Genomic DNA, 24,302 nt, shown 5'->3' on the forward strand with positions numbered 1-24,302 from the left:
TTGAATAAACCTTCCGCCGCCGCAACAACGCCGGAGCTTTGTAGTCCTTGGAACTGCCCCGCTTGAGTTGCCGCTTTCCGCGCTTCAGCCGCGTATTCTCCCGCTTCAGTCAGTCTGATTTCCCGCCCCACCCGGCATCCTTTCTCTTTGCCTCTATCATTTACCCTATCTGCATGAAAAACGCTACCCTGCCCCTGCTGCTGACGAGTTTGCTCGCGGCCCCCGTCCTTGCCCAAACCACTCCGCCGGCCGGTACCCCCGTGGGTGGTCAGCGGCCGGCTGGGGCGCCAGCCGGAGCAGCGCCGGCTAGGCCCATCCTGCCTGCGGCGGCCAAAGGTGCGGGCCGGCTGGAAGGCACCGTGCTCGATGCTACCACTAAAAAGCCGGTGGAGTTTGCCACCGTCACGCTGCTGCCCCTGAGCGGCAACACGCCCGTGGATGGCGGCGTGTGCGACGAGCGGGGCCGCTTTGCGCTGAAGGGCCTGACCGCGGGCGAGTTTCGCCTGCAAATTAGCTTCGTAGGCTACGCCACCCAAACCCGCACCGTAACCGTTACCTCGGGCCTGACCGCGGTAGGCACCGTGCAGCTGGCTTCCTCAGCCCAGAACCTAGGGGAGGTGAAAGTAACCGGCGAGCGGGACGTCATTGAAACCAAACCCGACCGTATTGTTTACAACGCGGAGAAGGACCTAACCAACTCGGGCGGCACGGCGGCCGATGTGCTGCGCAAAGTGCCCCTGGTGAACGTGGACCCCGACGGCAACGTGGAGCTGCGCGGCACCAGCAACGTGCGGGTGCTCATCAACAACAAGCCCTCGGGCATTGTGGCCTCCTCGGTGGCCGATGCCATGAAGCAGATTCCGGCCGACCAGATCAAGAGCGTGGAGGTAATTACGACCCCTTCGGCCAAATACGATGCTGAGGGCACGGGCGGCATTATCAACATCATCCTCAAAAAGAACAACCTGGAAGGCATCAACGGCTCGGTGGGACTGGCCGCGGGCACGCGCAGCTCCAACGGCAACGCCTCCCTGAACTACCGCAAAGGCAAAGTAGGCCTGAATAGCTCCGTCAGCGGCTTTGGCTTTTACAGCCCCAACCGCAACGACTTGGTGCGCTACCTGAAAACCCCGGGCGGCGAAGAAGAATCGTTGCGGCAGGAAGGCGACGGCAACACCATTGGCGGCGGCGGCTTCGGCCGCTTCGGGCTTGACTACGACCCGGCCCAGTACCACAACCTTACGCTGGGGTTGCAGGGTAGCCTGTTCCGCAACAGCGGCAACTACGACCAGTTTAACAACGTGCTGCTACCCGCTACGGCGGCTACCTCTTTCACCCGCGACACCGACCGGCGCTTCCGCACCCAGAGCTACGATTTGAGCGGGGCCTACACCCGCACCTTCGAGCAGAAGCGCCGCGAGTGGAGCGTGCTGGCCCAGCACACCCGCAACCGCAACGTGCAGGCCTACTACCTCGATCAGTTTGCGGGCCGCTCGGAGGAAAACCAAGCCAAGACCTACCGGGAGGAAAGCGACAACCTGGCCCGCAACCTGGAAACCACCCTGCAAACCGACTACGCCCACCCGTTCTCGGAAACCGCCCTGCTGGAGGTTGGCGCCAAGGCCATTCTGCGCCGCGTGAGCAGCGACTACGACGTATTTACTACCCCCTTCCAGGCTTCCAACCTCGACCCGGTGTATGATGCCAGCCGCTCCAACCTGTTCGACTACAACCAGGATGTGCTTTCCGGCTATGCCACCTACGGCTTTTCGGCCAGCAAAAAAGTAAACTTTAAGCTGGGGGCGCGGGTAGAAAATACGCGCATCAATGGCAGCTTTCAGCAGCAAGAGCAGGACAACTCCAGCGTGAAGCAGGACTATGCCAACCTGCTACCCAACCTGAGCATGAGCTTCCAGCCCAACAACCCCAAAAAGCCCGGCCAAACGCTACGCCTGGCGTACTCCCAACGCATTCAGCGCCCCCAGATCTTCTACCTGAACCCCTTCCGCAATACCTCCGACAGCCTGAACGTGAGCTACGGGGAGCCGGGGCTGAAACCGGAGCTGACGGATAGCTACGAGCTGAACTATACCACGTTTATTAAAAGCTCCGTGCTGAATATGTCGGTGTATATGCGGCGCACGAATAAGGCCATTGAAAGCGTGCGGTTTATTGATTCGCTGGGCGTTAACAACCAGACGTTCCGCAATATTGGCCGCAACGCCACCTTCGGGGCCAGCCTGTTCACCTCGGTGAAGCCCGTGCCGAAGTGGGACGTGAGCGGCAACGTGAACGTGTACTACGTGTCGTTGAAAAGCCCGGCCCTGACGTTTGAGGAAGGCAGCATTACTACCTCGGCCTACTCCAACAGCGGGGTGATGTACAACCTGAACCTGAACTCTAGCTACAAGTTCGAGAAGGGCCTGAGCGTGCAGTTCTTCGGGGGCCTGAACTCGCCGCGCATTCAGTTGCAGGGCAGCCAGCGCGCCTGGACGTTCTACTCCCTGGGCTTGCGCAAAAACCTGCTCAAGGAAAAGGCCGACCTGACTCTGAACGCCGATAACTTCCTGCAAGCTACCCGCAACCTCAGCTCCACGCTTGATACCGACCAGTTCCGGCAGGTAAGCAACAACTACATCTACCTGCGCGGGGTGCGCCTGGCCTTCAACTACCGCTTCGGCAAAACCACCGCCCAGCCCCAGAAGCGCCGCCGCAGCATCCAGAACGACGATGTGAAGCAGGGTGAAAGCGGCCAGGGCCAGCAATAACGGGAAGAGGTAAGGTGGTGAAATAGGAAGTTGCTGTTCTGTTTGCGTAAAGCCGCACCACCGGAACGTCAACTTTCTATTTCACCATTTTACTGTCCGGCCGTGGAAGCGCAGCTGTTCCAGAAAGGTTTCGCGGTAGGTTTCGCCGATGGGCAATAGCGCGCCGTGCACCTGCACCCGGTTGCGCTCCACAAATTCCAGGTGGCGTAGGTTGATAAAGTACGACTTATGAATGCGCGCAAAGCGGCCGGGCGGCAGCAGTTCCTCTAGCCCCCGAAACGACTGCAACGTGAGCATGCGCCCGGCAGCAGTGTACAGCATCAGGTACTCCTTTTGTCCCTCGGCGTAATACAAGTCGGCCACGGGTACGCGGTGCAGGCGGCTGTCCTGGCGAATAAACAGCACTTCATCGGCCTGTTCTGCAGGCTCGGAGGGGGTAGGCGAGGTAGGCGGGCGCAAAGCGGCGTGGGCCCGGTGCGCCGCCTGCACAAACCGCTCGAAGCGCACGGGTTTCAGCAAGTAGTCGAGGGCAGGCAGCTCGTAGCTTTCGGCGGCATACTGGGCATGAGCGGTGGTGAAGATGATGCGCGGTGCCGGCTGGGGTAGCAGTTGCGCCAGCTGCAGCCCATTCAGGCGCGGCATATGAATATCCAGAAATACCACGTCGACGGGGGCATCCTGCAGAAACGCTACGGCCGCCAGGGCTTCCTGAAAGCGCCCTTTCAGCTCCAAAAAGGGCACGTGGGCACAGTACTCCGCCAGCACATTCAGGGCCAGCGGCTCATCATCCACAATAACACAGGTAAGCGGGCGACGCCCCAAAGCAGATTCCATAGCGGGCAACATAAGCAGCAATAATATACCTCGGCAGTGCCTATAGCTGCACCTCCAGCCTGGCACAGAACGCCTCGGGTGTAGCGGCAGTGGTCAGGGAATGCTGCCCCGGGTACAGCAGCTCCAGGCGGCGGTGCAGATTAGCCAGCCCTACCCCTCCGGCGGCCTCCAACCCCGGCCCGCCGCCCACGGCTACCTGGTTTTGCACCTGGAATAGCAGCCGTCCTTCCGGCTCTACCTGAAGGTGCAGGCGAGCTACGTGGGGCCGGGCCGCCAGGTCGCCGTGCTTGAAGGCGTTTTCTACCAAAGGCAGCAGCAGCATGGGCGGCAGGCGGCGGGCATACTCGGCACCAGGCGGCAACAGGATGGTAAAGGGGAGCACGTCGTCGGCTTCATCGGGCGGCAGCCGCAGCAGCTGCAGCGCCAGAAAGCCGCGCAGGTGGCTGATCTCGCGCGCCAGCGGCACCAGGTCCTCGGGGCTGTCGTAGAGCTGGTAGCGCATCAGCTCGGCCAGCCGCAGCACGGCTTCGGGAGCCTGGGGCGAGGCCTGCAGGGTAAGCGAGTAGATATTGTTGAGCGTATTGAACAGGAAATGAGGGTGCAACTGGGTTTTCAGTAAGGACAGCTCGGTGCGCAGGTGCTGCTGCTCCAACTCCCGGCGACTTTCCCGCTCGCGCAAGTAGTCATCGGCCAGGCGCAGCCCGTTGCTGAGCAGCAGAATCAGTCCGCCTAGAGGCAAGTGATACGCCAGCAGCAGCTGCACGTGCGCCTCCAGGTTCAGGCTCATGGGTCCTTGCTGCACTCCTTCCTGCCACAGCACGCTGGCACCTACCCGGGCTACGGCAAACACCAGCAAGGCCGCCACCGTTGCCCCCAGGAAGGCCAGCCACCGCCGGGCGCGGAAGAGTTTGGGCTGCAAGACGAGGTAGTTCAGATAAAACAAGGCGCAGTCCACCCCATCGGCCAGCAGGGCATTCCGCCAGAACTCGGCAGCATTCTCGGGCGCCTGGTAGTAGAGCCCGGCCCGCGTAAACCAAAGCTGCGCATCGGTGTACACCAGCAGCCCTAGCCACACCAGATGCGGCCACGGTACCTGCAACACCCCCGTAGGTAGCAGCAAGCGGCGGGCAGAAGAACGAGGCATACGCAGAAGTCCGAAGACGATGGAAAGTAGGTTGGCCAAATTAGCGATGTGGCCCGCAACCGCGCTGGTTTTTCAACCACTAGCGTGCACAAATCAACTACTCCGCTCTTCTAGCCTACCACTAGCTCAGGCTCACACCTTGCCCCAAACCGAACGTGCTACTACCAGCGCATGGCGTTGTACTCGGCTGGACTTTCTGAGCGGGGCGTTAGTTGAGAGAAAATGGAGGGTTGGTTGATTTCTGTAGGGTAGGCAGAAAATAGAGAGTAGGTTCGCAGCGTTCTGCCACCATTATCATTGGGCAAGGCTCTATTGACCATCAACGCCTTGCACTCCGGTTACCTGCTGCTTTATCTACCTCCTTTCTATATCTGCATGAAGCATACTCCTACCCTGCTGTTGCTGGCCGTTTTGGCCGCGCCCATGGCTCAGGCGCAAACTACTTCTCCTACCCCTGCCACCAGTACAACGAAAGGCCCGGGCCGCCTGACCGGCCGGGTAGTAGATGCCGCCACCCAAAAGCCGGTAGAATACGCCACTGTGGCCCTGCTGCCGGCCAGCGGGGCTACCCCGCTTACCGGGGCTACCTGTGACGCGCAAGGCCGGTTTGAGCTGCAGGACCTGCCCACAGGCCCCTTTCGGCTGCAAATCAGCTTTGTAGGCTACACCACGCAGCTGAAACCCGTGACCGTAACCGAGCAGCCCGCCGACCTGGGGGCGCTACCGCTCCCCGCCGCAACTCAGAATCTGGGTGAAGTGAAGGTAACCGGCGAGCGGCCCGTCATTGAAACCAAGCCCGACCGCCTCGTCTACAACGCCGACCAGGACGCTACCAACGCCGGCGGCACGGCGGCCGACATTCTGCGCAAAACCCCCATGGTGAACCTCGATGCCGAGGGCAACCCGCAACTGCGCGGCACTGGCAACGTGCGCATCCTCATCAACAACAAGCCTTCCTCCATGCTCGCGGGCAATCTGGCGGAAGCACTAAAGCAGATTCCGGCCGACCAGATCAAGGCCATTGAGGTAGTAACGGCCCCTTCGGCGCGCTATGATGCCGAGGGCTCAGGTGGGGTTATCAACATCGTGCTGAAGAAGAACAGCCTGCAGGGCGTGAACGGGAGCGTGGGAGCCAACACCGGCAACCGCAACCAGGGCCTGAACGGGAGCCTGAACGCGCGGCGCGGCAAAGTGGGCGTGAATACCAAGCTCAGCGGCTTTCACAACGTGTACCCGTATAAGAGCAGCAATGAGCGCACCGATTTCCTGCCGGGCGGCGCTACGGGCCAGCTCACGGAGCGCACTACCTCCCGCAACGTGGGCAGCGGCGGCTACGGCCAGGTAGAGCTTACCTACGACCCCTCGGCCCTGCACAGCTTCACGTTCAGCGGCAATGGCAACCTCTACAGCAGCCGCTCGCCCCAGGATTTTTTCAACCAGTACCGCGGTCAGCCCCAGCTCGACACCCTCTACACCCGCGACATTACCCGGCGCGGGGAAAACCGCAACTACGACCTGAACGCCGGCTACACCCGCACCTTCGGGGAAAGCCAACCCCGGCGGGAGTGGGCCGTACTGGCGCAGCACACGCGCAACCGCTCCGACGAAAGCTACCGCCTCGACCAGTACCGGGCCGCCGAGCTACGGGGTGGCCCTCTGGAATACCGGGAGCAAAGCCTCAACCTGGCCCGCAACCTCGAAACCACCGTCCAGACCGACTATACGCACCCGTTCGGGGAGAAGAACACGCTGGAAACGGGGGCCAAGATGATTCGGCGCCACGTAACCAGCGACTATTCCCTGGACACCCTGCTGACGGACCGGCACGATGGGTTTGTGCGAAACCCGCGCCGCTCCAACGCCTTCGACTACCAGCAGAATGTGCTGGCGGCTTATGGCACCTACAATTTTGCCTGGGGCAAGAAGCACACGTTCAGCCTGGGCACACGCCTGGAGCGCACGGATATTGCCGGCGAGTTTCAGGGCGAAAACGGCCGTTTCTCGAACGACTACCTCAATGTGCTGCCCAACCTGAGCGCCACCCGCACGCTTAAAAAAGAAGGCCAGACGTTGCGCTTCAGCTACTCGCGGCGCATCCAGCGCCCGCACATTTACTACCTCAACCCCTACGTAAACCAAGTAACGCCCAACAGCATTCAGTTTGGCAACCCTAACCTGCGCCCCGAGGTAACGGACAGCTACGAATTAAGCTACGGCACGTACGGCGAGAAAAGCTCCCTGAACCTCTCGGCCTACGCCCGGCGCACGGGCAATTCCATTGAGCAGTTCTACCGCTACAACGAGGAGCTGGCCCGCTCCGAAACCACCTTCGGCAACCTGGCCACCAACACTACCTACGGCCTAAACTTCTACGGTTCCCTGAAGCCTACCAAAGACTGGAACGTGAGCAGCAACATCAGCACCGACTACACGCAGCTGCGTAGCACGGCCCTGAACCGCACCAGCCGCCGGGCCTCGATGTTCATGAATCTGAACTCCTCGTTGAAGTTCAAAACCCATTACACCCTGCAGGGCTACGGCGGTTTCTGGACGGGCGGCGTGCAGCTCCAGACGCGCTACTCCGGGGGCCTATATTATGGCCTGGGTCTGAAACGCATGCTCCTACAGGAAAAGGCCGACCTGACGCTGAGCGCCAACAACTTTCTCTCACCCGGCCGTGAGTTTCGCAGCACCACAGTTACGGACCAGTTTCGCAGCGTTGGGAGCTTCTATCAGTACCAACGCTCCGTGCGCTTGTCCTTCAACTACCGCTTCGGCAAGGTAGACAGCAGCGGCCAGCGCCAGCGCCGCACCATTCGCAACGACGACTCCAAGCAAGGCAGCAGCAACACAGGAGGGTAGTAGCGAGGTGGTGAGGGAGTGCATTACTCTATCACCACCTCACCCTTCCAGATTTTCCAGGCGGCCTCGGCCTGGAGGCAGAGCATTTCGAAACCGTTTTTGGTTTGAGCCCCGGCGGCGGCCCCGCGCTTCATAAACTCGGTTTCGGTGGGATTATAGATAAGATCGTAGAGGTAATGGTGAGGGCGTAGGTAGAGGTAGGGAATGGGCGGGCACTCATCTACGTTGGGCGTGGTGCCTAGCGGCGTAGTATTGATAATGAGGGCGTGCTCCTGCAGCAACTGAGGCGTAAGCTCTTGATAGGTGAGGCCACTGCCCAGAGGGTTGCGCGACACCACCCAGTAGCCAATGTTCAGCTCCCGCAGGGCCACCTCTACGGCTTTGGAAGCGCCGCCGCTGCCCAGCACTAGGGCCCGCAGTCCAGGCAGGCCGCCTTTGGGCAGAAACGTACGCAGCGAGTCCCGGAACCCCACGTAATCGGTGTTGTGCCCTACCAGCCGGCCATCCTCCCGAAACTCGATGACGTTGACGGCCCCGACGCGCGCGGCGGACGGGGCTACCTCGTTCAGAAAGGGCCACACTTGCTCCTTATAAGGAATGGTCACGTTCAGCCCGTGCAGGTCGGGGTGGCGGGCCAGCAGCCCGGGCAGCTCGTCCATCGAGGCCAGCTCGAACAGCTCGTAATGATGGTCGGGCAAGTCCAGATTGTGAAATTTCTGGGAAAAATAGGTCTGAGAAAAGGAATGGCGCAGGGAGTGGCCCAGAAGTCCGAATTCAGGCATAGCACACGATGATTTGAGTTGTAAGCAACAAAAAAACCGCCTGACCTCCAGCTGGGCCAAGCGGTTTTTTTATGATTTATTTAATGTATTCGCTTACGCTACGGGGCGGCTGTCCGGCCGACGCGCTTTCACAAACTCAAACACGGCCGGCAGCACCGACACCACAATAATGCCGATGGTAAACAGGCCAAAGTTGTGCTGAATCCACGGGATACTTCCCAGGAAGTAGCCGGCCCCTGTGAGCAGGATCACCCACAGCACCGCCCCTACCAGGTTATAGGAGAGAAACTTAGTGTAGCTCATGGTGCCCACTCCCGCTACAAAAGGCGCAAACGTCCGAATAATGGGAATAAAGCGGGCTATGATAATGGTCTTAGCCCCGTGCTTTTGATAGAAGGCCTGCGTTTTTTCCAGGTGCTCCCGCTTCAGAAACCGCGAGTTTTCGCGGAATACCCGCGGCCCCAGGTAGTCGCCGATATGGTAGTTGAGCGTGTCGCCGAGCACAGCGGCCAGGATTAACAGCCCGATCATGGCCCATATGTTGAGTGGGGAGCCAGGCAAAGCCGCCAGGGTACCCGCGGCAAACAGCAGGGAGTCGCCGGGCAGGAAGGGCAGTACCACTACCCCGGTTTCCACGAAGATGATCAGAAACAGAATGGCGTAGGTCCAGGCGCCGTAGTCCTGAATAATATCAGCCAAGTGCTTATCGAGGTGCAGGATGAAGTCAAGCAGATGCTTCAGGAGTTCCATAGAGCGGGAGTTGAGCCACAAAGAAAGCACTTGCCCGGCAAACCCTCCCTTTCCCGGAGTCAGAAACCTATTCTGCTTTGGCAGGTTTGCGCAGGATAAGGAGCCGGTTGTACTCTTCTACTTCCATTTCCTTTACCAAAAACCCTACCTCTGCCAGGTAGGAGCTAACCTCCTGATTTTCCACCCACACCTCCGTGCTGATCAAAATATTTACCAGTACGTAGCCATCGGGCCGCAGCAGGCGCCAGAGGTGCTGCCAGAAGCCAGGCGTGTACAGGCCCGCCGGTAAATCCAGGTCCACGAACAGATCCACCACGATAAGGCCAAACGCCTGGGCCGGGGCGGTGGCTACCCACGTAAACGCATCGGCGCACACTATGCGTAGCTGCGCATCCGGCCGAATCCCGAACTCTTCTCCGGCAACCTGAATAACTACAGGATCCAACTCCACGGCCGTAATGGCACCTGTCACCTGGTATTCCTGGCGTAGCATCTGCACCACCGAGCCGCCGCCCAGTCCCAACACCAGCACGTTGCCGGCCGCGGCGGGCTCCGTAAACAGCAGCCCGTAGCGCATCACTTGGTGCAGCGGGCCATACGAGTAGTTAGCGTTAGCCGAGTTAAGCACTTTCCGGCCTTCGTACCAGGTTACTTCCAACGTACCACTGTACGCCGACTCTACCCGGCGCGGCCGAGCCAGGGCGCAGCCTAGCCAATGACGCAAGAGGGTCAGGAACCTATTCATCCCTGGCAAACATACTAGCTGCCAGCAGTCTTACCCACTTGGCGCGTGAAAAAGACTGGTAGCTCACGGCTGCTACCGCCACACGGGCCGCACCTGATAGCCCTGCTGTCGTAGCAGCTGCACCAAGCCATTGGGCCCGCCCAAATGCGCGGCGCCTACGGCAAAGAACGTGGGGTGGGCGGTGGCCTGCCGGCCAATGGCTCCCACCCAGCGCTGATTCCGGTCGTCGAGCAGGAGCTTGTCGTAACCGGGAAAGGCAAAGGTGCTGGTGGCCGTTACTGCCCGCAGTTCTTCCACTTTTTGGGCTTTATAGAGAGTTACCAACTGCTGAAACTCCTGCCGCGCCTCGGCTTCTTTGCTCACCAAGTTGGTGAGCAGCTTGCTTTGCACGGCGTAGGGAATTTTATCGAAGATGCCCATCTGCTCCTGTACCGTCTCTAGCCCGGTTATCTCCTTATGCTGCTCCTGAGCGAGTTTTACCAGCACGCTCTCGTAGCTAATAGGCGTGCAACCCAACAGGTTGGAGTACAGCAGGGAGCTGACCAAGAAAGGCTTAAGCATACCCACCTGGGCAATGGGAATGCCCACTTTATCTTTAAGATAATGGCTTATCCGGGTATACTCGCGGGGGCGCAGCAGCTTGTGCAGGGTCTGGCCGTTACGCATCTTCATGGCGGCTTGCATATCCTGCCGCAGGGTAGGGCTATCCATATCCAGCTCCAGGGTTATGCGCCGCGAAGCATTAACGGCGCGCTTCACTGGCTCCGAGAGGCGCACATCCTGGGCGCAAATCAGATGAATGGTACCGTAGAGGTAGGAGGGTTGGGGGAGGCCCTTGCCCGAAATCTTCCACAGCAGGGCATTGCTGGCCGCTTCGGGACGCGGAGTGCTTTTTGACTTCTGCCCCCGCCCGCTCCCGGCGGCCAGTAGCATACTCAGCAGCAAGATGTTTCGGAACAGGTGCATAGTCAGGAGGAAACGTACGGCCTGTTATTCGGGAAATTCCCCCGTGGCGTTGCCCTGGCCGGCCTATTTTTCCAGTCCGGGGGCTTTCCGGCCCGCAGGAAACAAAACCCCCACGCCCTATGAATAAGGCGTGGGGGATTCCAGCCCACTAGGCCGCAGCGGCTACTGGGCCGCTACCCGCCAGAGAGTGTTGGCGGCGTCGTCGGCCACAAGCAGGGAGCCATCAGGCAGGTACGTAATGCCCACGGGGCGGCCGTACACCTCCTTTTCAGCAGCATTAGCAATGAAGCCCGTCAGGAAATCCTGCATGGGGCCGCTGGGTTTACCGTCCTTGAAGGGTACGAACACCACTTTGTACCCCGAAAACTCGGAGCGGTTCCAGGAGCCGTGCTGCCCAATGAAAGCGCCGCTCCGGTACTGCGCGGGAAAGGCGTTGCCCTTGTAGAAGGCCAGTCCCAAGGAGGCGGTGTGCGGCCCTAACGGCACTTCGGGCACCACGGTTTTCTGCACCAGATCGGGCCGCTCGCCTTTCCGGCGCGGGTCTTCGTGCTGCCCGAAGTAGGCGTAGGGCCAGCCGTAGAAGGCGCCTTCTTTCACGCTGGCAAGATAGTCAGGCACCAGCTCGTCACCCAGCTCATCCCGCTCGTTCACGGCCGTCCACAGGGTTTGAGTGCCCGGCGCCCAATCAACGCCTACCGGGTTGCGCAGGCCAGCGGCGTATACTTTCTCGCCCGAGCCATCGGGGTTTATTTCCAGGATATTGGCCCGGCGCACTTCGTTTTCTGCTCCGTGTTCCTGCACGTTGGAGCCGGAGCCCACTGTCACGTAGATTTTACTACCCTTGGCGTCGGCCAGCAGGTTGCGCGTCCAGTGGTTGTTGTAGCCGCCCTTAGGCAGGGGCAGAATTTTCTGGCCAGTGCCCGTAATCTTAGTTTGCCCGACCTGGTAGGGGTAGCGCCACACGCCGTCGGTATTGGCCACGTAGAAGTAGTTGTCCAGCACCAGCATACCGAAGGGCTGACTCAGGCCGCTCAAAAAGACCGCACGGGTTTCGGGCGTACCGTCCTTGTCAGCATCGCGCAGCAGAGTAATACGGTTGGCGCTGGTGGCCCGCAGCGACTTGGAGGGGTCCAGGTCCAGGGCGGCCGTTACCTTTTTCTTGGGAGTCGTCGGAATGGTATTGGCCTCGGCCACCAGAATGTCGCCGTTAGGCAGCACGTAGGTATTGCGCGGGCTCTCGAAGCCATCGGCGTACTTAGTCACCACAAAGCCGGCCGGGGCGGTGGGCATCTTTCCCGCGGGCCAGCCAATTACCTTGCTGCGCTTGGTTGTTGATTTGGTAGCGTAGGGCTGGGGCAGGTCCACGGCTGTGGTGGCAGTTGCTACCGTGTCGGCGGGGGTAGTAGCTGCCGCTTCTGCCTTTTCTTTTTTCGATGGACCGCCGCAGGCAGCCAGCAGCGTCAGGGCCGCCAGGGCGGAGCCGGGAAGAGTTCGATTCATGAGAGTATACAAATCAGAAGAAAGCAAAAGCCCGGCCTCACTATGCCGGGCTTTTCTCTTACTGAATTGTCGTGGCTGAGGTTGGCTTCCGCCGCGCCGCCCTCGCAAGGCCTACTGCCGGGTGGCGGAAGAATCAGAGAGCAGCACGGGCTCTACCTGGTAGCCCTGCTGGCGCAGCCGCTGCAGCACCCCCACCCTACCGCCCAAATGCGCGGCTCCCACGGCAAAGAACGTAGGCCGGACCCGCATCAGCGCCTGCATTTGCGGAATCCAGTTCTGGTTACGCACTGCCAAATCAGCTACCTCGCTTTGGTCGGGGTTGTAGCGGGGGTCCACGGCGAAGCGGTACAGGGCGTCTACGTTCCGTGCCCGGTACACTTGCACCATCTGCTGCATCAGAGGGGCGTAGGTGTCGTACGCCTGAATGGCTTTCACCAGCGCCTCCATTTGCCGGGGGTAAGGAATGCTGTCCAGCGAGGCCAGTTGCTGCTGTATGGTTTCCAGCCCCAACAACTCCTTGTGCTGGGCTTGGGCCAGCTCCATCAGCTTTTCCTCGTAGCCCACGGGCGTGCAGGGCAGCAGCGTGCTGTACACGTATGCCTCTACAAAAGCGGGCTTCATGAGCACAAACGGCAGAATAGGCTGATGCAGCCGGAACTTGAAAAACTTGCGCACCACCCGGTAGTCGCGCTGCCGCCGGACACGGCGCAGGCTGTTGGGCCAGGGCAATTGCACGGCCCGGCGCATCTGCTTGGCAAAGCCCGGGGCATCCAGCTCCAGCTCCAGCACGAGTTGCTGGCTTTGGGCGAAGGCAGTAGTTAGCTCCGGGGGCAGCACGGCATCCTCGGGGCACAGCGTATGCATGGTCCCGAACACGTAGGAGGCACTGGGTAACCCCGCCCCGGATACCCGCCACAGCAGCGTATTACCCTGGTTGTACACAGTAGTATCCAGGGTAGAGGGCTGCGTCTGGGCGAAGGCCAACCCAGGCAGCACTAGCATTACCCATAAGAAGGCACCGCGGTAGGCGCGTGGGAAGCGGTAAAGCATAGCCGGTGTCAACAAGAAAAGGCTGCGCAAGCATCTGGCGCAGCCTTTTCAAGGTTAAGGCAAAAGAGCGGGTTAGCCAAGAGGCTAGCCCCGGGGCATGGAAGTGCCGGGCTTGCCCGAGGCTTTGGGCTCGGGCTTAAACATTTCGTCCACGTTGTCCATATCCAGGAAGTCGGTGAACGTGTCGCCGCGCAAACCCAGCCGGATAGTTTCGAGGCTGATGATTTCGTTGGGGGCAATGTTGCCCAGGTTTACGTTGGCCCCCAGCAGCTTGATAAACCACACCTGCTGGGCTTTCTGGGGGGCTTCCCAGATAATTTTCTCGAACGGAATCTGGGTCAGGATTTCTTCTACCAGCCCCGAGCGCACCTCACCGGTGCTGCGGAACAGGCCTACGTTGCCTGCCTCCCGGGCTTCGCCGATTACCTTCACGGCGCCGGCTTCCAGCTCGGTTTTCATCTGCGAAATCCACTTGTAGGGTGGGATGATCTTCTCGGCATCCTTGGAGCCCACCTCCGACAGCACTTTCACATCCTGGGCCAAGGTGCGAATGAAATCCAGCTTTTTGTCGTGGTTCAGGTCAATGGAGCCGTCCGATACTTCGGCGTACTCCATCCCGAACTCCTGGAGCAGGCGGCGGTAATCGTCGAACTGGTTGCGGATGATGAAGGCCTCAAACAACGTACCGCCGAAGTACACCGGGATGCCAGCTTCCTTGTACACTGCCAGCTTACGCTTTAGGTTAGGGTTCACGTAGGACGTGGCCCAGCCCAGCTTCACAATGTCGGTGTAGGCGGCCCCTACCTCCAGAAAGTCTTCTACTTCGCGCACGCTCAAGCCTTTGTCCATTACCATGGTAAAGCCGTCTTCGCGCGGTTTCTGAGTGCGTTCGGGGAGTTGGTTGAGGTTGTAATTCATTCTGTAGGGTCTTGGGGTCTTGAGAACTTGGGGTCCTGGCCTTTCGCCACGCCACATCGTCCCGAAAAAAGAACGGGCGTAAAAGTACGCCCGAATTCTGTAAGTGGCGGAAAGGGGCTTGCGACTTACATGACCGTTAACACAAAACGGCGGGCAGCCTGAGCTAGCGAAGGACCCCTACCTCTGGCTAACTACAAAAGAGTTACCTCCGGTAGAGGTCCTTCGCTTGGGCTCCGCATGACAAGACAATGGCAACCTAGCCCCAAGGATCTACCCCCTATTTCCGGTACTGGTCAATCAGGCGGGCCAGGGCCTTCTGCGACTCCAGCTCCGGAAAATACTCGAACAGCAGCCGGTGCTTGTCGAAATCCAGGGCCAGGGCGTTTTCCAGGCACTGGTAGGCTTCGCGGTAGCGGCCGCCAGCCAGCAGGTAGGCACACAGGCGGTAGTGCAGCTCGGCCTCCAGGGGCTGAATCTCGACGGCGTTGCGCATCAGGTCAATGGCCCCCTCGAAGTTGCCCTGCTCGTAGAGAATAATGCTCCAGTTCAGCCAGGCATCTTTGTTGTCGGGAGCTACTTCCACGGCCTTCTCGTAGGCTTCAATGGCCGACACCACGTTGCCGATCTGGTACTCGGCCGCCGCCAGGGCCAGCCAATACTCCACGCTTTCCGCGTAGAGGCTCACAGCCTTGCGGAAGAAGTGAATTGCCTCGAAGTACTTTTCCTGAACATTCATCACGATACCGATGCCAAACCAGGCTTCATCCAGTTGGGGGTCCAAGTCGATGGCCCGCTGGTAGAAGCGCCGGGCTAGGTCCCACTCGGCCAGCTTCTCGTGACACTCGCCAATATTGCACAGAGCCTCCGGACTGGGCTCCCCCTCTGGGTAGCTCAACTCAAACTCCTTAATAGCGGCCCGGTACCGCTCCTGGCTGACGTAGACACTGGCCAGAAAGCCATGGGCCTCGTGAAACGTAGCATCAATCAGAATGGCGTACTCAAAGGCGCTAATGGCGTCATCGAGCTTGCCGGCCCGGTAGTAAGCCTGCCCCAGGTTGTACCAGGCCACCGCCGAGTAGGGGTCGTCGTCGGTGAAGCGGCGGAAGAACTCCAGATTTTTCTCCAGCCGCTCGCTTACCTCCAGGCAATAGAGCAACTCCTGCACGGCCACGTCGTTGTCAGGGTTCAGGCGCAAGCTTTGCTTGTAGTACTTGGCGGCGCTCTTAAACTTCTGCCAGCTCTGGTAAGCCAGCCCGAGGTTAAAAAAGATGTCGTCGCGGTCCTGGGCCCGCTCGGCGGCCTGCAGAAAGAAGGCCACTGCCTCGGCAAACTCCCCTTTCTGGGTGGCAATAATGCCACGCGTCACGGCCACGTCGGGATTATCGGGGTCGAGTTGGGCTACGTCCTCAATTTGCGTGCTGGCGGCGGCGTACTCGCCCTGCATGGCCAGCACCTGAGAACGGTCGATGAGCAGCTCGGTACTGAACGGGTACTGAGCAATGGCCGCCTCGCAAGCCTGCAAAGCTTTTTCGTACTGGGTATTGGTGGTATAGTGGTCGATGATGTTTTCAAAATCGGCCAGATCAAAAAACACGGGTTCGTTGTGGGCTACCATGTGCTCAAAACGACGCACCGTAGCCAACACCTCTTCCCGGTCCTCAAAATTCTCGTTCATTCTCATACTGCTACAATCGGCACACAGCCGCCAAAACGACAGGCTGTGCGGGGTAAACAGGGTTTATATCGAGGAAAAAACCCTTTGCCCTGAATATACAACAACCGCACCGGAGCCTTGCAGGTTCAGCGCAGATTTCAGGATTCCGGTTAGGGTAAAGCCTTCCTGGTTACTGAGCTACCGATAGCACAGGTGGCCCCGTGGCCTCGGCCGGGCGGAGGCCGGCGCAGCACCAGGCAATGGTTTCGGCCAGGGCCCGAAACTGCAGCCCCAGCGCCCGCCGAACTTTATCGGTGCGGTATTCCGTGGGCTGGCGGCCAGCCCGGGCGGTGTCTTTGGTGATTAGCGGCCGGGCCCCCGTCAGCAAGGACCGGACGTGCTCCAGGCGCCAGATGGTTTCGGCAGCCCATTCCGGCACGGCCACGCTGGGAGGCCGCTTGCCAAAGCACGCCGCTGCCTGCGCCAGAAAGTCACGCAGGGGTAGGCTACCGCCATTTAGTACGTACCGCTCCCCGCTCAGCGTCGTATCCAAGGTCAGGCGCAGCAAGGCATCCACTACATCGCGCACGTCCACCAGGTTAATGCGGCCGGGCGTGTAAAAGTAATGCTCATTGTAGGCGTAACGAAACAGGCGGGTACTGCTCCGGTCCCAGTCGGCCGGCCCCAGGATAACGGACGGGTTGACAATTATGGCCTGCAGCCCTTCGGAAACGCCCCGCCATACTTCCAGCTCGCCCAGGTATTTGGAGGTAGCGTAGGCATTATGCTCGGCGCCCAGATCCCACTTACTGGCTTCATCTAGCTGCATCGGACTGCCGGCGGGTTGGTCTGCCACTGTCCCGTTGCCCAAGGCTGCCACCGACGACACAAAGCCCAGCCGGATGCCCGGCCGCTCCAGACAAGCATCTACCAAGTTAGCGGCGCCTTCTACGTTGATCTGCTGCAGCAGCTCTTCGTCCTGGGGGGCATACGACACCAGGCCGGCGCAGTGAAACACGTGCGTGACGCCGGCCAGGGCCGCCCGCAGCCCAAGGCCGTCCCGAATGTCACCTTCCACCCAGTCTATGTTGCCGGCTGCCAGGCGCGTGGGGGGCTGCTGCCGATAGAGCGCCCGCACCGGTAGCCCCCGCGCCAGCAGCGCCGAGATAAGAAAGCTTCCGACTAAGCCGCTGCCACCGGTGACGAAGATCATGCAAAAAGCGTGTGTAGTGCGGGCGCCGCCCAGGATGCGGCACTTGCTTACAAGGTAGAGTTTAGGAGAGGTAAGGCCAGCAGCTTCGGCAGGTACTCGCTTCGCAATACTTTGGCCCGAATATTTTCCAGGTGCTTTACGTGGTGCGCATCGGTGCCTACCAGGTCCACTAGGCCAGCATCAATAAGCTTTTCCGCTACCCGCTTAGCCCCGGCTGAATAGTAGCCCGCCAGCGAGTTGAGATTTACCTGCAGCAGCACGCCGTTTTCCCGAATCTTGACTAGCTCCTCAAATCGGCCGTAAAGGTAGGTGTACCGCTCGGGGTGGGCCAGCACCGGGTGGTAGCCCGCCGCTTGCATCATAAATACCGTTTCTTGGAAGTTGAACGGCTCGTTGATGTACGACGTCTCGAAGAGCACGTAGCGCCGCTCTCCGCCAAAGGTTAGTAGCTCTTCCTTCTGTTCCAGCCGCCGGTTAAACCACTCATCCAGGTAGTATTCGGCGGCGCAGCTCAGCGTCAGGCCCGTAATGCCGGCTTGGGTGGCGGCGGTACGGACCCCCTCGAGGGCCGCGCGGATGCCTTCCGGGGTGTTGCGGTAAAAGTCGCCCATCACGTGGGGAGTCAGCACCAATGAATGGTAGCCCAGGGCCTGCAGCTGCCGCAGCAACTCCACCGACTGCTCTAGGCTTTCGGCCCCATCATCGAGACCAGGCAGCACGTGGGAGTGCATATCGGCCCCCAGCCCAGCCAGGGTCGCAGCCAGTGCCGGCTCGGCGGTGGGCCGCCCAAATAGCTTTTGCAGAAAGGACATGGCTGACTACGGAGTTATGAAACTCGCTTCCGCAGCCGGCCCAGGAGCCCCGGTTTGGCGGTAGGCTCCTCATAATATCCCTGGCCATAGCCGTAGCCATAGCCGTAGCCGTAGCCATAGCCGTAGCCGCCCCCACCCTGCGCATCGTTCAGAATGGTGCTCAGCTTGGTGAAGCCATTCACCCGCATCAGTTTGTTGATGTTTTTGAGGAAGGCTTTCTTTGAGTAGTTGGCCCGCACGATGTAAATCGGCACATCGGCTTTGCGCATAATCAGAATGCCATCGGTTACCAATCCTACCGGCGGAGTGTCAATCATTACCACATCGTACACCTCGTGCAGGTGCTGAATCAGCTCATCGAAGCGGTTACTTAAAATCAGCTCCGACGGGTTGGGCGGGGTAGGACCGGCCGAAATAAAGTCCAGGGTTGGGATGCTCGTGTGCTGCACGCACTCTTGCCAGCTGTGCTTGTCAATCAGAATAGTGCTTACGCCCCGCACATTTTCTGCGTCGAAGGCCAGGTTCACCTTGGGCTTGCGCATGTCCAAATCCAGAATAATCACCTTCTGATCGGACGCCGCAATAATACCCGCCAGGTTAACAGTCACAAAAGTTTTCCCCTCGCCGCTGATAGTCGAAGTAATTGAAATCAGGCGCTTTTTCTTAGAAGACGCCATGAACTCTAGATTGGTCCGGATGGAGCGGATAGCCTCCGAAATAGCCGACTTGGGGTTTTTATCCACCACCAGCTTCGAGACGGCCATCTTCTCCTTGTCGTAGGTAGGGATGATGCCCAGCACCGAGGCCGAGGTGCTGCGCTCCAGCTCCCGGATATTGGTTACCGTGTTGTGCATCAGGTAGCGCACGGCAATCAGGCCCAATCCCAGCACAATGCCAGCAGCTAAGCCAATGGCGTACACCATCAGCTTAACCGGTGAAATAGGCGTGGCGGGCAGCGTAGCTGGCGAGAGAATCTGAAAATCGGCTGTGGTACCCGCCATGGAGATGCCAAACTCGATTTTCTTATCCATCATGTTCAAATTATACTTTTCGTATAATTCCAGGGGGCGCTGCAACCGGGCCTGTTCGGTTTGCTTTTCGGGTAAGGCGCGCAGGCGGCTTTCCAGCTCGGCGCGCTTTGCATCCAGCTTGGTTAGCTGCCGCCGGACTACCTGTTGGTTGCGCAGCAGTAAATCCCGGATGATCCGTTTGGTATTGTTTATTTCCAGCTCTTTGCTTTGCAGAGCCGTGGTGGCACCAGGCTGATAGGATAGCTCGGCGCGCTTCAAATCCAGCTGCAAGTCGCTCAGCTCTACAATGCGCTGCGAGAGCTGCTCATCCTCAATCTTGCTCAGGGCCGGAATAGTCTGGAATACGTCGCCGTCTTCCCGCTCGGTGAGGCGCTTCTGGTTGAGCAGTACCCTCAGCTCGTCCAGCATATCAATCTGTTCCTGCAACTCTTCCCGCTCTTTTTCCAGCTCTTCGAGGCCAGCGGTGATGAGTCCTACGTCGGCTTTAATATCGTAGGTTCCGTTGCGCTTGACGAAGGCCTGCATATTTTCCTCGGCTGCCTGCAAGTCTTTACGGTTCTCGCCTAGTTGCTCATTGATGTAGCGGGTCGCGCGGGCCGCCTGCTCCTGCTTGCGAGCAAGTTTCTCGACTAAGTATACGGAGTCAATCTTGTTAACAATATCCCGCGCTTTCACGGGATTGTGGTCCGTGAAGGAAATACCGATAATGTTGGCGTCGGCATTACCAATTTCTACAAGCAGGTTCTTGCTCAAATACGCATTCAAGCTACCCTCGTCGTTTATAACAAAATGATAATCAGCGTCCAGCGACGCAGGCGAGTACAAGTCAGTAGGATAAATCCGGAAGGTGAATCCCAAGGCTCGGATAGGTTCCCCGAAAGCATATTCCCGACTTTCTTCCTGATTGTTAAACTCATACTGCAGGCGCAGCCGGTTGTTAGGCAACAAGTGTAGGCCCACCTTGACGTTGTAGACAGCATCGGAAGAAGCCGTGTATTCTACCCGGAATGGCGAGCTGCGGTACAGCTCATTTTCCAGCACGGTGCCCTGGACGTAGTAGTTCACGGCCAGGTCCAGCGAGTCCTTCAATCGACGGTAGATGATGTCCGACTTTATCAGTTCTACCTCGCCGGAGAGCTTGTTAATGCTTTGCTGCTTTTCTACGGCACCACCAATGCCTTCTAACCCAAGCACACCCGCTTCCGTCTTTTCGTCAATTTTGATAGAAGACGTAGACTGGTACAGCGGTGGGGTATAGCGCAGAAACAGCCAGGAGGCCGTTAGGCCGAGCAGAATGAGCAACAGCATCCACGGTAGGCTTTTGCGCACCACCATCAGCAGCGTGGTCAGGTCCAGCCCGCCGCCTTCATCTTCTTCCTCCGCTTCGCCGCCCGTATTACGAATTAGTTCTTCTAGTTCAGCCTCTTCTTTCGCCGCCATGTAGTAATGAGTAGTGAGAACAGCCCTTCAGTAGTGCTGAAGGGGAACGCTGCGTGCTGGTACTTATTTTGAAATGGCAATGATGAGGGTAGCTAACCCGGAAAGCCCGCCCAGAAAGGCAAAAAGCGGGCTGGCATCGGCCAGTGCCTCGTAGAAAGGCCGGCGGATTGGCTCCACGTAGATAATGTCGTTGGGCTCTACCTGCAAGTTAGCGCGCCGCATCCCGTCAATGGTGGTCAGGTTGATTACCTGTACCTGCGGATTCTTCAGGCTACCACGAATCAGGCGGATGTTATCGGCGCGCCCGGCTTGTCCGTTGCCGGCAGTTGGCCCTACAAACCCCCCGGATATGCCTCCTGCCTGGGCCAGTACCTCCAGCAGGTTCATGTTGTCGTTAAACATCTGGATTACCTGGGCGCCACCGGCAGCGGCCCCTAGCACGATAATGCGGTTGTTAGTCACGCGGGTGGTTACAAATACATCCTTGTAATATACGGTGTATTTGATCTGCAACAGGCTGTCCGCCTCTAGCAGCGTCAAGCCGGCCAGCCTCACGTAGTCGACCATGGGCAGCTTCACCATGCCGTCGTGCTGCACCATAAACTCTGTGTAGCCCTGCTGCTGCTGCGTGTTGCCGCCGCGCTGCTGCTGGTTGCTTTGCCGTTGCCCGCCCGAAGTACCTTGCCGAGAAAATCCGCCGCCGCCAGCGTTATTTCCGCCGGGAGAACCGAAAAACAACTCGCCGTTAGGATCCAGAATTCGCTCGCCCTTGTTGGTATACACCCGTACGTCGAGGTAGTCGTTGGGCTGAATGATGTAGTTTCGCTCGGCGCGGTTCACTACGTCCCGCAGACGGGCAGTATCCAGGCGGCCGGCCCCATCAGTGCGAAATAGGATGTTTTGCTGTCGCACCCGGGAGGTAGTGCACGAAAAAGTGAGCAACACAAGCGGTATGCACAGCATCCAGAGACGCATCAGGTGGGAAGGAGCAAGTCGGTTCATGCAAGCCGGGACAACCGGAGTCAGTGTTAAAACGCACAAGGCCGCTTTCGGGCGGACAGTATTTTCCTAAAAAACCATCAAAGAAACCGAATTAGTGTCCCCTTTCAAAATTCACCCTGCCTCTGCAGCCTTCCCACTGGCTTGTCCGCCAGTAAAATCCTACTTTCGCGAACCCAAAATCAGGCCAGCTTAGTTGTAGCAGCTTCCGCGGCCCTGTTTACATTTCCCACCCCACCCTACTACCATGGAACTGGTCACTACTGAAAACCAGACAATGATTGCCCAGATGGTGCGCGACTTTGGCGCCCAGTATATCAAGCCACACATGATGCGCTGGGACGAAACGCAGGAATTTCCGAAGGAGGTATTCCATAAGCTCGGCGAATTGGGCCTGATGGGCGTGCTGGTACCGCAGGAATATGGCGGGGCCGGTTTTGGCTACGTGGAATATGTAACGGCCATTGCTGAGCTATCTAAAATTGATGGCAGCATCGGCCTGAGCATGGCCGCCCACAACTCGCTCTGTACAGGCCACATTCTGCAGCATGCCTCGGAGGAGCAGAAGCGCACCTACCTGCCCAAGCTGGCTTCCGGTGAGTGGATTGGGGCCTGGGGCCTCACGGAGCCTAACACGGGCTCCGATGCAGGCAACATGCGCACTACCGCCGTACTCGACGGTGACGACTACGTGCTGAACGGGGCCAAAAACTTTATAACCCACGGCAAGAGCGGCAACGTTGCGGTGGTTATTGCCCGCACCGGCGAGGTAGGCGACTCGCGCGGTATGACGGCGTTTATCATTGAGCGCGGAACTCCTGGCTTTGAGGCCGGCCGTAAGGAAGACAAGCTAGGCATGCGTGCTTCCGAAACCACGGAATTGATTTTTACGGACTGCCGGGTGCCTAAGGAAAACGTAATTGGCCAAGTGGGCGACGGGTTCGTGCAGGCGCTGAAGGTGCTGGATGGCGGCCGCATCAGCATTGCGGCCCTAAGCCTGGGCATTGCCCAAGGGGCCTACGAAGCGGCCCTGCAGTACTCCAAGGAGCGCCACCAGTTCAACCAGCCCATCAGCAACTTCCAGGGCATAGGATTTAAGCTGGCCGACATGGCCACCGAAATTGAGGCGGCTTCCCTGCTTACCTACCGCGCCGCCGATATGAAGGACCGCGGCCTGAACGTGAACCGTGAGTCGGCCATGGCCAAGCTCTACGCTTCGGAGGTATCGGTGCGGGTAGCCAATGAGGGCGTGCAGATTTTCGGGGGCTACGGCTATACCAAAGACTACCCGGCCGAGAAGTACTACCGCGACGCCAAGCTCTGCACCATCGGCGAGGGCACGTCTGAAATCCAAAAGCTGGTTATTGCTCGCTCTCTGCTGAAGTAGGCCTATAAAATGAGCCAGCTCGAAAACCGGCTTGCGCGGTTAGCCTGCTGGTAGGCCGTAGCACGCTGCTTCGGGCGGGCTGCTGGCGAGGCGCAGTGGGTCTGCCCAAAAATCTGCCTAATCTGTTTTTAAATTTGCTCAATCTGTAGTTATCTTTGCGGCCCCTTCAATCCGGGTTCCTAAGTCACTGAACATATGATCATCGTCCAAATCAAAGAAAACGAGTCGGTTGACCGTGCGCTGAAGCGCTTCAAGAAGAAATTTGAGCGCACGGGTGTGCTGAAGGAGCTGCGTCGTCGCACGTTCTTCCAGAAGCCCTCCATCACCAACCGCAAGCAGAAGCAGAAGGCTATCTACAAGCTGGCTACCTACGGCCCCGACGCTACCAACGCGTAAGCTGCTTCCCTGCTAGTACCAGGACGAAAAAACCGGCTGATTTGCTCTTTGGCGCAAATCAGCCGGTTTTTTCGCGTCTGGCCATTTCGTTTTTTTCTTTCGGCGAATTCCCTACATTGGATGTCCGGCCCCAGGCGACCGGGTACCCCACGTATGGAATTATTTTTTGACTACCTCCGGTTTGAGCGGCGCTACAGCCCTCACACGGTGCTTTCGTACCAGACGGATTTGCGGCAGTTTTCCGAGTTTCTGCTGACTTCCTACGAGCTGCCGGACACTACCCAGGCCGATCATACCCTGATTCGCTCCTGGGTGGTCGACCTGATGCAGCAGCACCGCGACCCACGCACGGTGAACCGGAAAATTGCCTGTCTGCGCTCTTATTACAAGTACCTGCTGCGCACCGGAGTAATCCAAAAGAATCCCATGCTACGCATTACCTCGCCCAAGGCAGCCAAGAAGCTGCCCGACTTCGTGCCGGAGGAAGCATTGAATGGCCTACTGAACTCGTTTGCCTTTCCCGAGGGCTTTGCCGGTATCCGCGACCAAGCCATGTTGGAACTGCTTTACGGCACGGGCATTCGGCTGTCGGAGCTGATTGGTATTGGTGCGGAGGACGTGAACCTACCGGGCCGCACGGTGCGCGTAACGGGCAAAGGCAACAAGCAGCGGGTAGTACCCTTAAACCCGACGCTGCTAATAATACTGGAACTCTATATAGAAGTTAGACAACGCGAATTTGGGCCTGATAGCAACGCCCGGCGCAGCCTCCTCGTTACGGATAAGGGAGAGCCGCTCTATGAAAAGTTTGTGTACCGCACTGTGAAGCACTATCTGAGCCAGATAACCACAGCTTCCGGACAGCAGCATCCGCACGTGCTTCGTCATTCCTTTGCTACCCATTTACTGGGCAAAGGGGCTGACCTGAATGCCATTAAGGAACTGCTCGGGCACGCTAGTCTGGCGGCTACCCAGGTGTACACCCACCTGAGTATTGACAAGTTAAAGTCTGTGTTTGAAAAGGCCCATCCTAAGGCCTGATTTTGTTTCT

Annotated in this window: 19 protein-coding genes; 5 read left to right on the top strand and 14 right to left on the bottom strand. The window is 58.8% G+C overall.

What is annotated here, in order from left to right; translation table 11 throughout:
- The first annotated feature begins 173 nt into the window (after positions 1-173).
- On the top strand, positions 174-2,768 hold the full coding sequence (locus tag K3G63_RS12600) for an outer membrane beta-barrel family protein (protein WP_220614453.1): 2,595 nt from the start codon (positions 174-176) through the stop codon (positions 2,766-2,768).
- Between the two features lie 81 nt (positions 2,769-2,849).
- On the opposite strand, the gene K3G63_RS12605 is transcribed toward K3G63_RS12600, so the two are convergent.
- Positions 2,850-3,602 carry a LytTR family DNA-binding domain-containing protein gene (locus K3G63_RS12605; RefSeq protein WP_220614454.1) on the bottom strand — a complete coding sequence of 251 codons (753 nt, stop codon included), beginning with the start codon at positions 3,600-3,602 and terminating at the stop codon, positions 2,850-2,852.
- Between the two features lie 40 nt (positions 3,603-3,642).
- The gene (locus K3G63_RS12610) at positions 3,643-4,746 is read right to left on the bottom strand and encodes a sensor histidine kinase (RefSeq protein WP_220614455.1); all 1,104 of its coding nucleotides are present in this window, start codon (positions 4,744-4,746) and stop codon (positions 3,643-3,645) included.
- 375 nt (positions 4,747-5,121) lie between these two features.
- Between K3G63_RS12610 and K3G63_RS12615 the strand changes: the two genes are divergently transcribed.
- Positions 5,122-7,608: an outer membrane beta-barrel family protein gene (locus K3G63_RS12615; protein ID WP_220614456.1), complete on the top strand. Its 2,487-nt coding sequence runs from the start codon at positions 5,122-5,124 to the stop codon at positions 7,606-7,608.
- Positions 7,609-7,631: 23 nt separating this feature from the next.
- Here the strand turns inward: K3G63_RS12615 and K3G63_RS12620 are convergent, their stop codons facing one another.
- The 12 genes from K3G63_RS12620 to K3G63_RS12675 form a co-directional block, all read right to left on the bottom strand.
- Positions 7,632-8,390, bottom strand: coding sequence for a shikimate dehydrogenase (locus K3G63_RS12620; protein ID WP_220614457.1), 759 nt, complete (start codon positions 8,388-8,390; stop codon positions 7,632-7,634).
- Between the two features lie 93 nt (positions 8,391-8,483).
- Positions 8,484-9,140 (bottom strand): DedA family protein, encoded by a 657-nt coding sequence (locus tag K3G63_RS12625; protein ID WP_220614458.1) that lies wholly within the window; start codon positions 9,138-9,140, stop codon positions 8,484-8,486.
- 67 nt (positions 9,141-9,207) lie between these two features.
- Positions 9,208-9,864 carry a spermidine synthase gene (locus K3G63_RS12630; RefSeq protein ID WP_220614459.1) on the bottom strand — a complete coding sequence of 219 codons (657 nt, stop codon included), beginning with the start codon at positions 9,862-9,864 and terminating at the stop codon, positions 9,208-9,210.
- 93 nt (positions 9,865-9,957) lie between these two features.
- On the bottom strand, positions 9,958-10,851 hold the full coding sequence (locus K3G63_RS12635) for a TraB/GumN family protein (protein ID WP_220614460.1): 894 nt from the start codon (positions 10,849-10,851) through the stop codon (positions 9,958-9,960).
- A 162-nt stretch (positions 10,852-11,013) separates the two neighbouring features.
- On the bottom strand, positions 11,014-12,351 hold the full coding sequence (locus tag K3G63_RS12640) for a sorbosone dehydrogenase family protein (protein WP_220614461.1): 1,338 nt from the start codon (positions 12,349-12,351) through the stop codon (positions 11,014-11,016).
- Positions 12,352-12,462: 111 nt separating this feature from the next.
- Positions 12,463-13,401 (bottom strand): TraB/GumN family protein, encoded by a 939-nt coding sequence (locus K3G63_RS12645; RefSeq protein ID WP_220614462.1) that lies wholly within the window; start codon positions 13,399-13,401, stop codon positions 12,463-12,465.
- Positions 13,402-13,485: 84 nt separating this feature from the next.
- Positions 13,486-14,319, bottom strand: coding sequence for a phosphosulfolactate synthase (locus K3G63_RS12650; protein WP_220614463.1), 834 nt, complete (start codon positions 14,317-14,319; stop codon positions 13,486-13,488).
- Between the two features lie 277 nt (positions 14,320-14,596).
- On the bottom strand, positions 14,597-15,994 hold the full coding sequence (locus tag K3G63_RS12655) for a tetratricopeptide repeat protein (RefSeq protein ID WP_220614464.1): 1,398 nt from the start codon (positions 15,992-15,994) through the stop codon (positions 14,597-14,599).
- 169 nt (positions 15,995-16,163) lie between these two features.
- Positions 16,164-17,186 carry an NAD-dependent epimerase/dehydratase family protein gene (locus tag K3G63_RS12660; protein ID WP_220614465.1) on the bottom strand — a complete coding sequence of 341 codons (1,023 nt, stop codon included), beginning with the start codon at positions 17,184-17,186 and terminating at the stop codon, positions 16,164-16,166.
- A 47-nt stretch (positions 17,187-17,233) separates the two neighbouring features.
- Complete coding sequence (locus K3G63_RS12665; protein WP_220614466.1) at positions 17,234-17,998, bottom strand: tyrosine-protein phosphatase; 765 nt, start codon at positions 17,996-17,998, stop codon at positions 17,234-17,236.
- A gap of 14 nt (positions 17,999-18,012) precedes the next feature.
- Complete coding sequence (locus K3G63_RS12670) at positions 18,013-20,469, bottom strand: polysaccharide biosynthesis tyrosine autokinase (protein WP_220614467.1); 2,457 nt, start codon at positions 20,467-20,469, stop codon at positions 18,013-18,015.
- 63 nt (positions 20,470-20,532) lie between these two features.
- Positions 20,533-21,471 carry a polysaccharide biosynthesis/export family protein gene (locus tag K3G63_RS12675; protein ID WP_220614468.1) on the bottom strand — a complete coding sequence of 313 codons (939 nt, stop codon included), beginning with the start codon at positions 21,469-21,471 and terminating at the stop codon, positions 20,533-20,535.
- Positions 21,472-21,715: 244 nt separating this feature from the next.
- Here K3G63_RS12675 and K3G63_RS12680 point away from each other — a divergent pair, with 244 nt between their 5' ends.
- From K3G63_RS12680 to K3G63_RS12690, 3 genes are all read left to right on the top strand, one after another.
- Positions 21,716-22,855 carry an acyl-CoA dehydrogenase gene (locus K3G63_RS12680; protein WP_220614469.1) on the top strand — a complete coding sequence of 380 codons (1,140 nt, stop codon included), beginning with the start codon at positions 21,716-21,718 and terminating at the stop codon, positions 22,853-22,855.
- Positions 22,856-23,050: 195 nt separating this feature from the next.
- Positions 23,051-23,251, top strand: coding sequence for a 30S ribosomal protein S21 (rpsU, locus tag K3G63_RS12685; protein ID WP_125425461.1), 201 nt, complete (start codon positions 23,051-23,053; stop codon positions 23,249-23,251).
- A 153-nt stretch (positions 23,252-23,404) separates the two neighbouring features.
- Positions 23,405-24,292, top strand: coding sequence for a tyrosine-type recombinase/integrase (locus K3G63_RS12690; RefSeq protein ID WP_220614470.1), 888 nt, complete (start codon positions 23,405-23,407; stop codon positions 24,290-24,292).
- Positions 24,293-24,302 lie beyond the last annotated feature (10 nt).

Origin of the sequence: Hymenobacter sp. HSC-4F20, assembly GCF_019599275.1 — a bacterium.
Taxonomy (GTDB): domain Bacteria; phylum Bacteroidota; class Bacteroidia; order Cytophagales; family Hymenobacteraceae; genus Hymenobacter.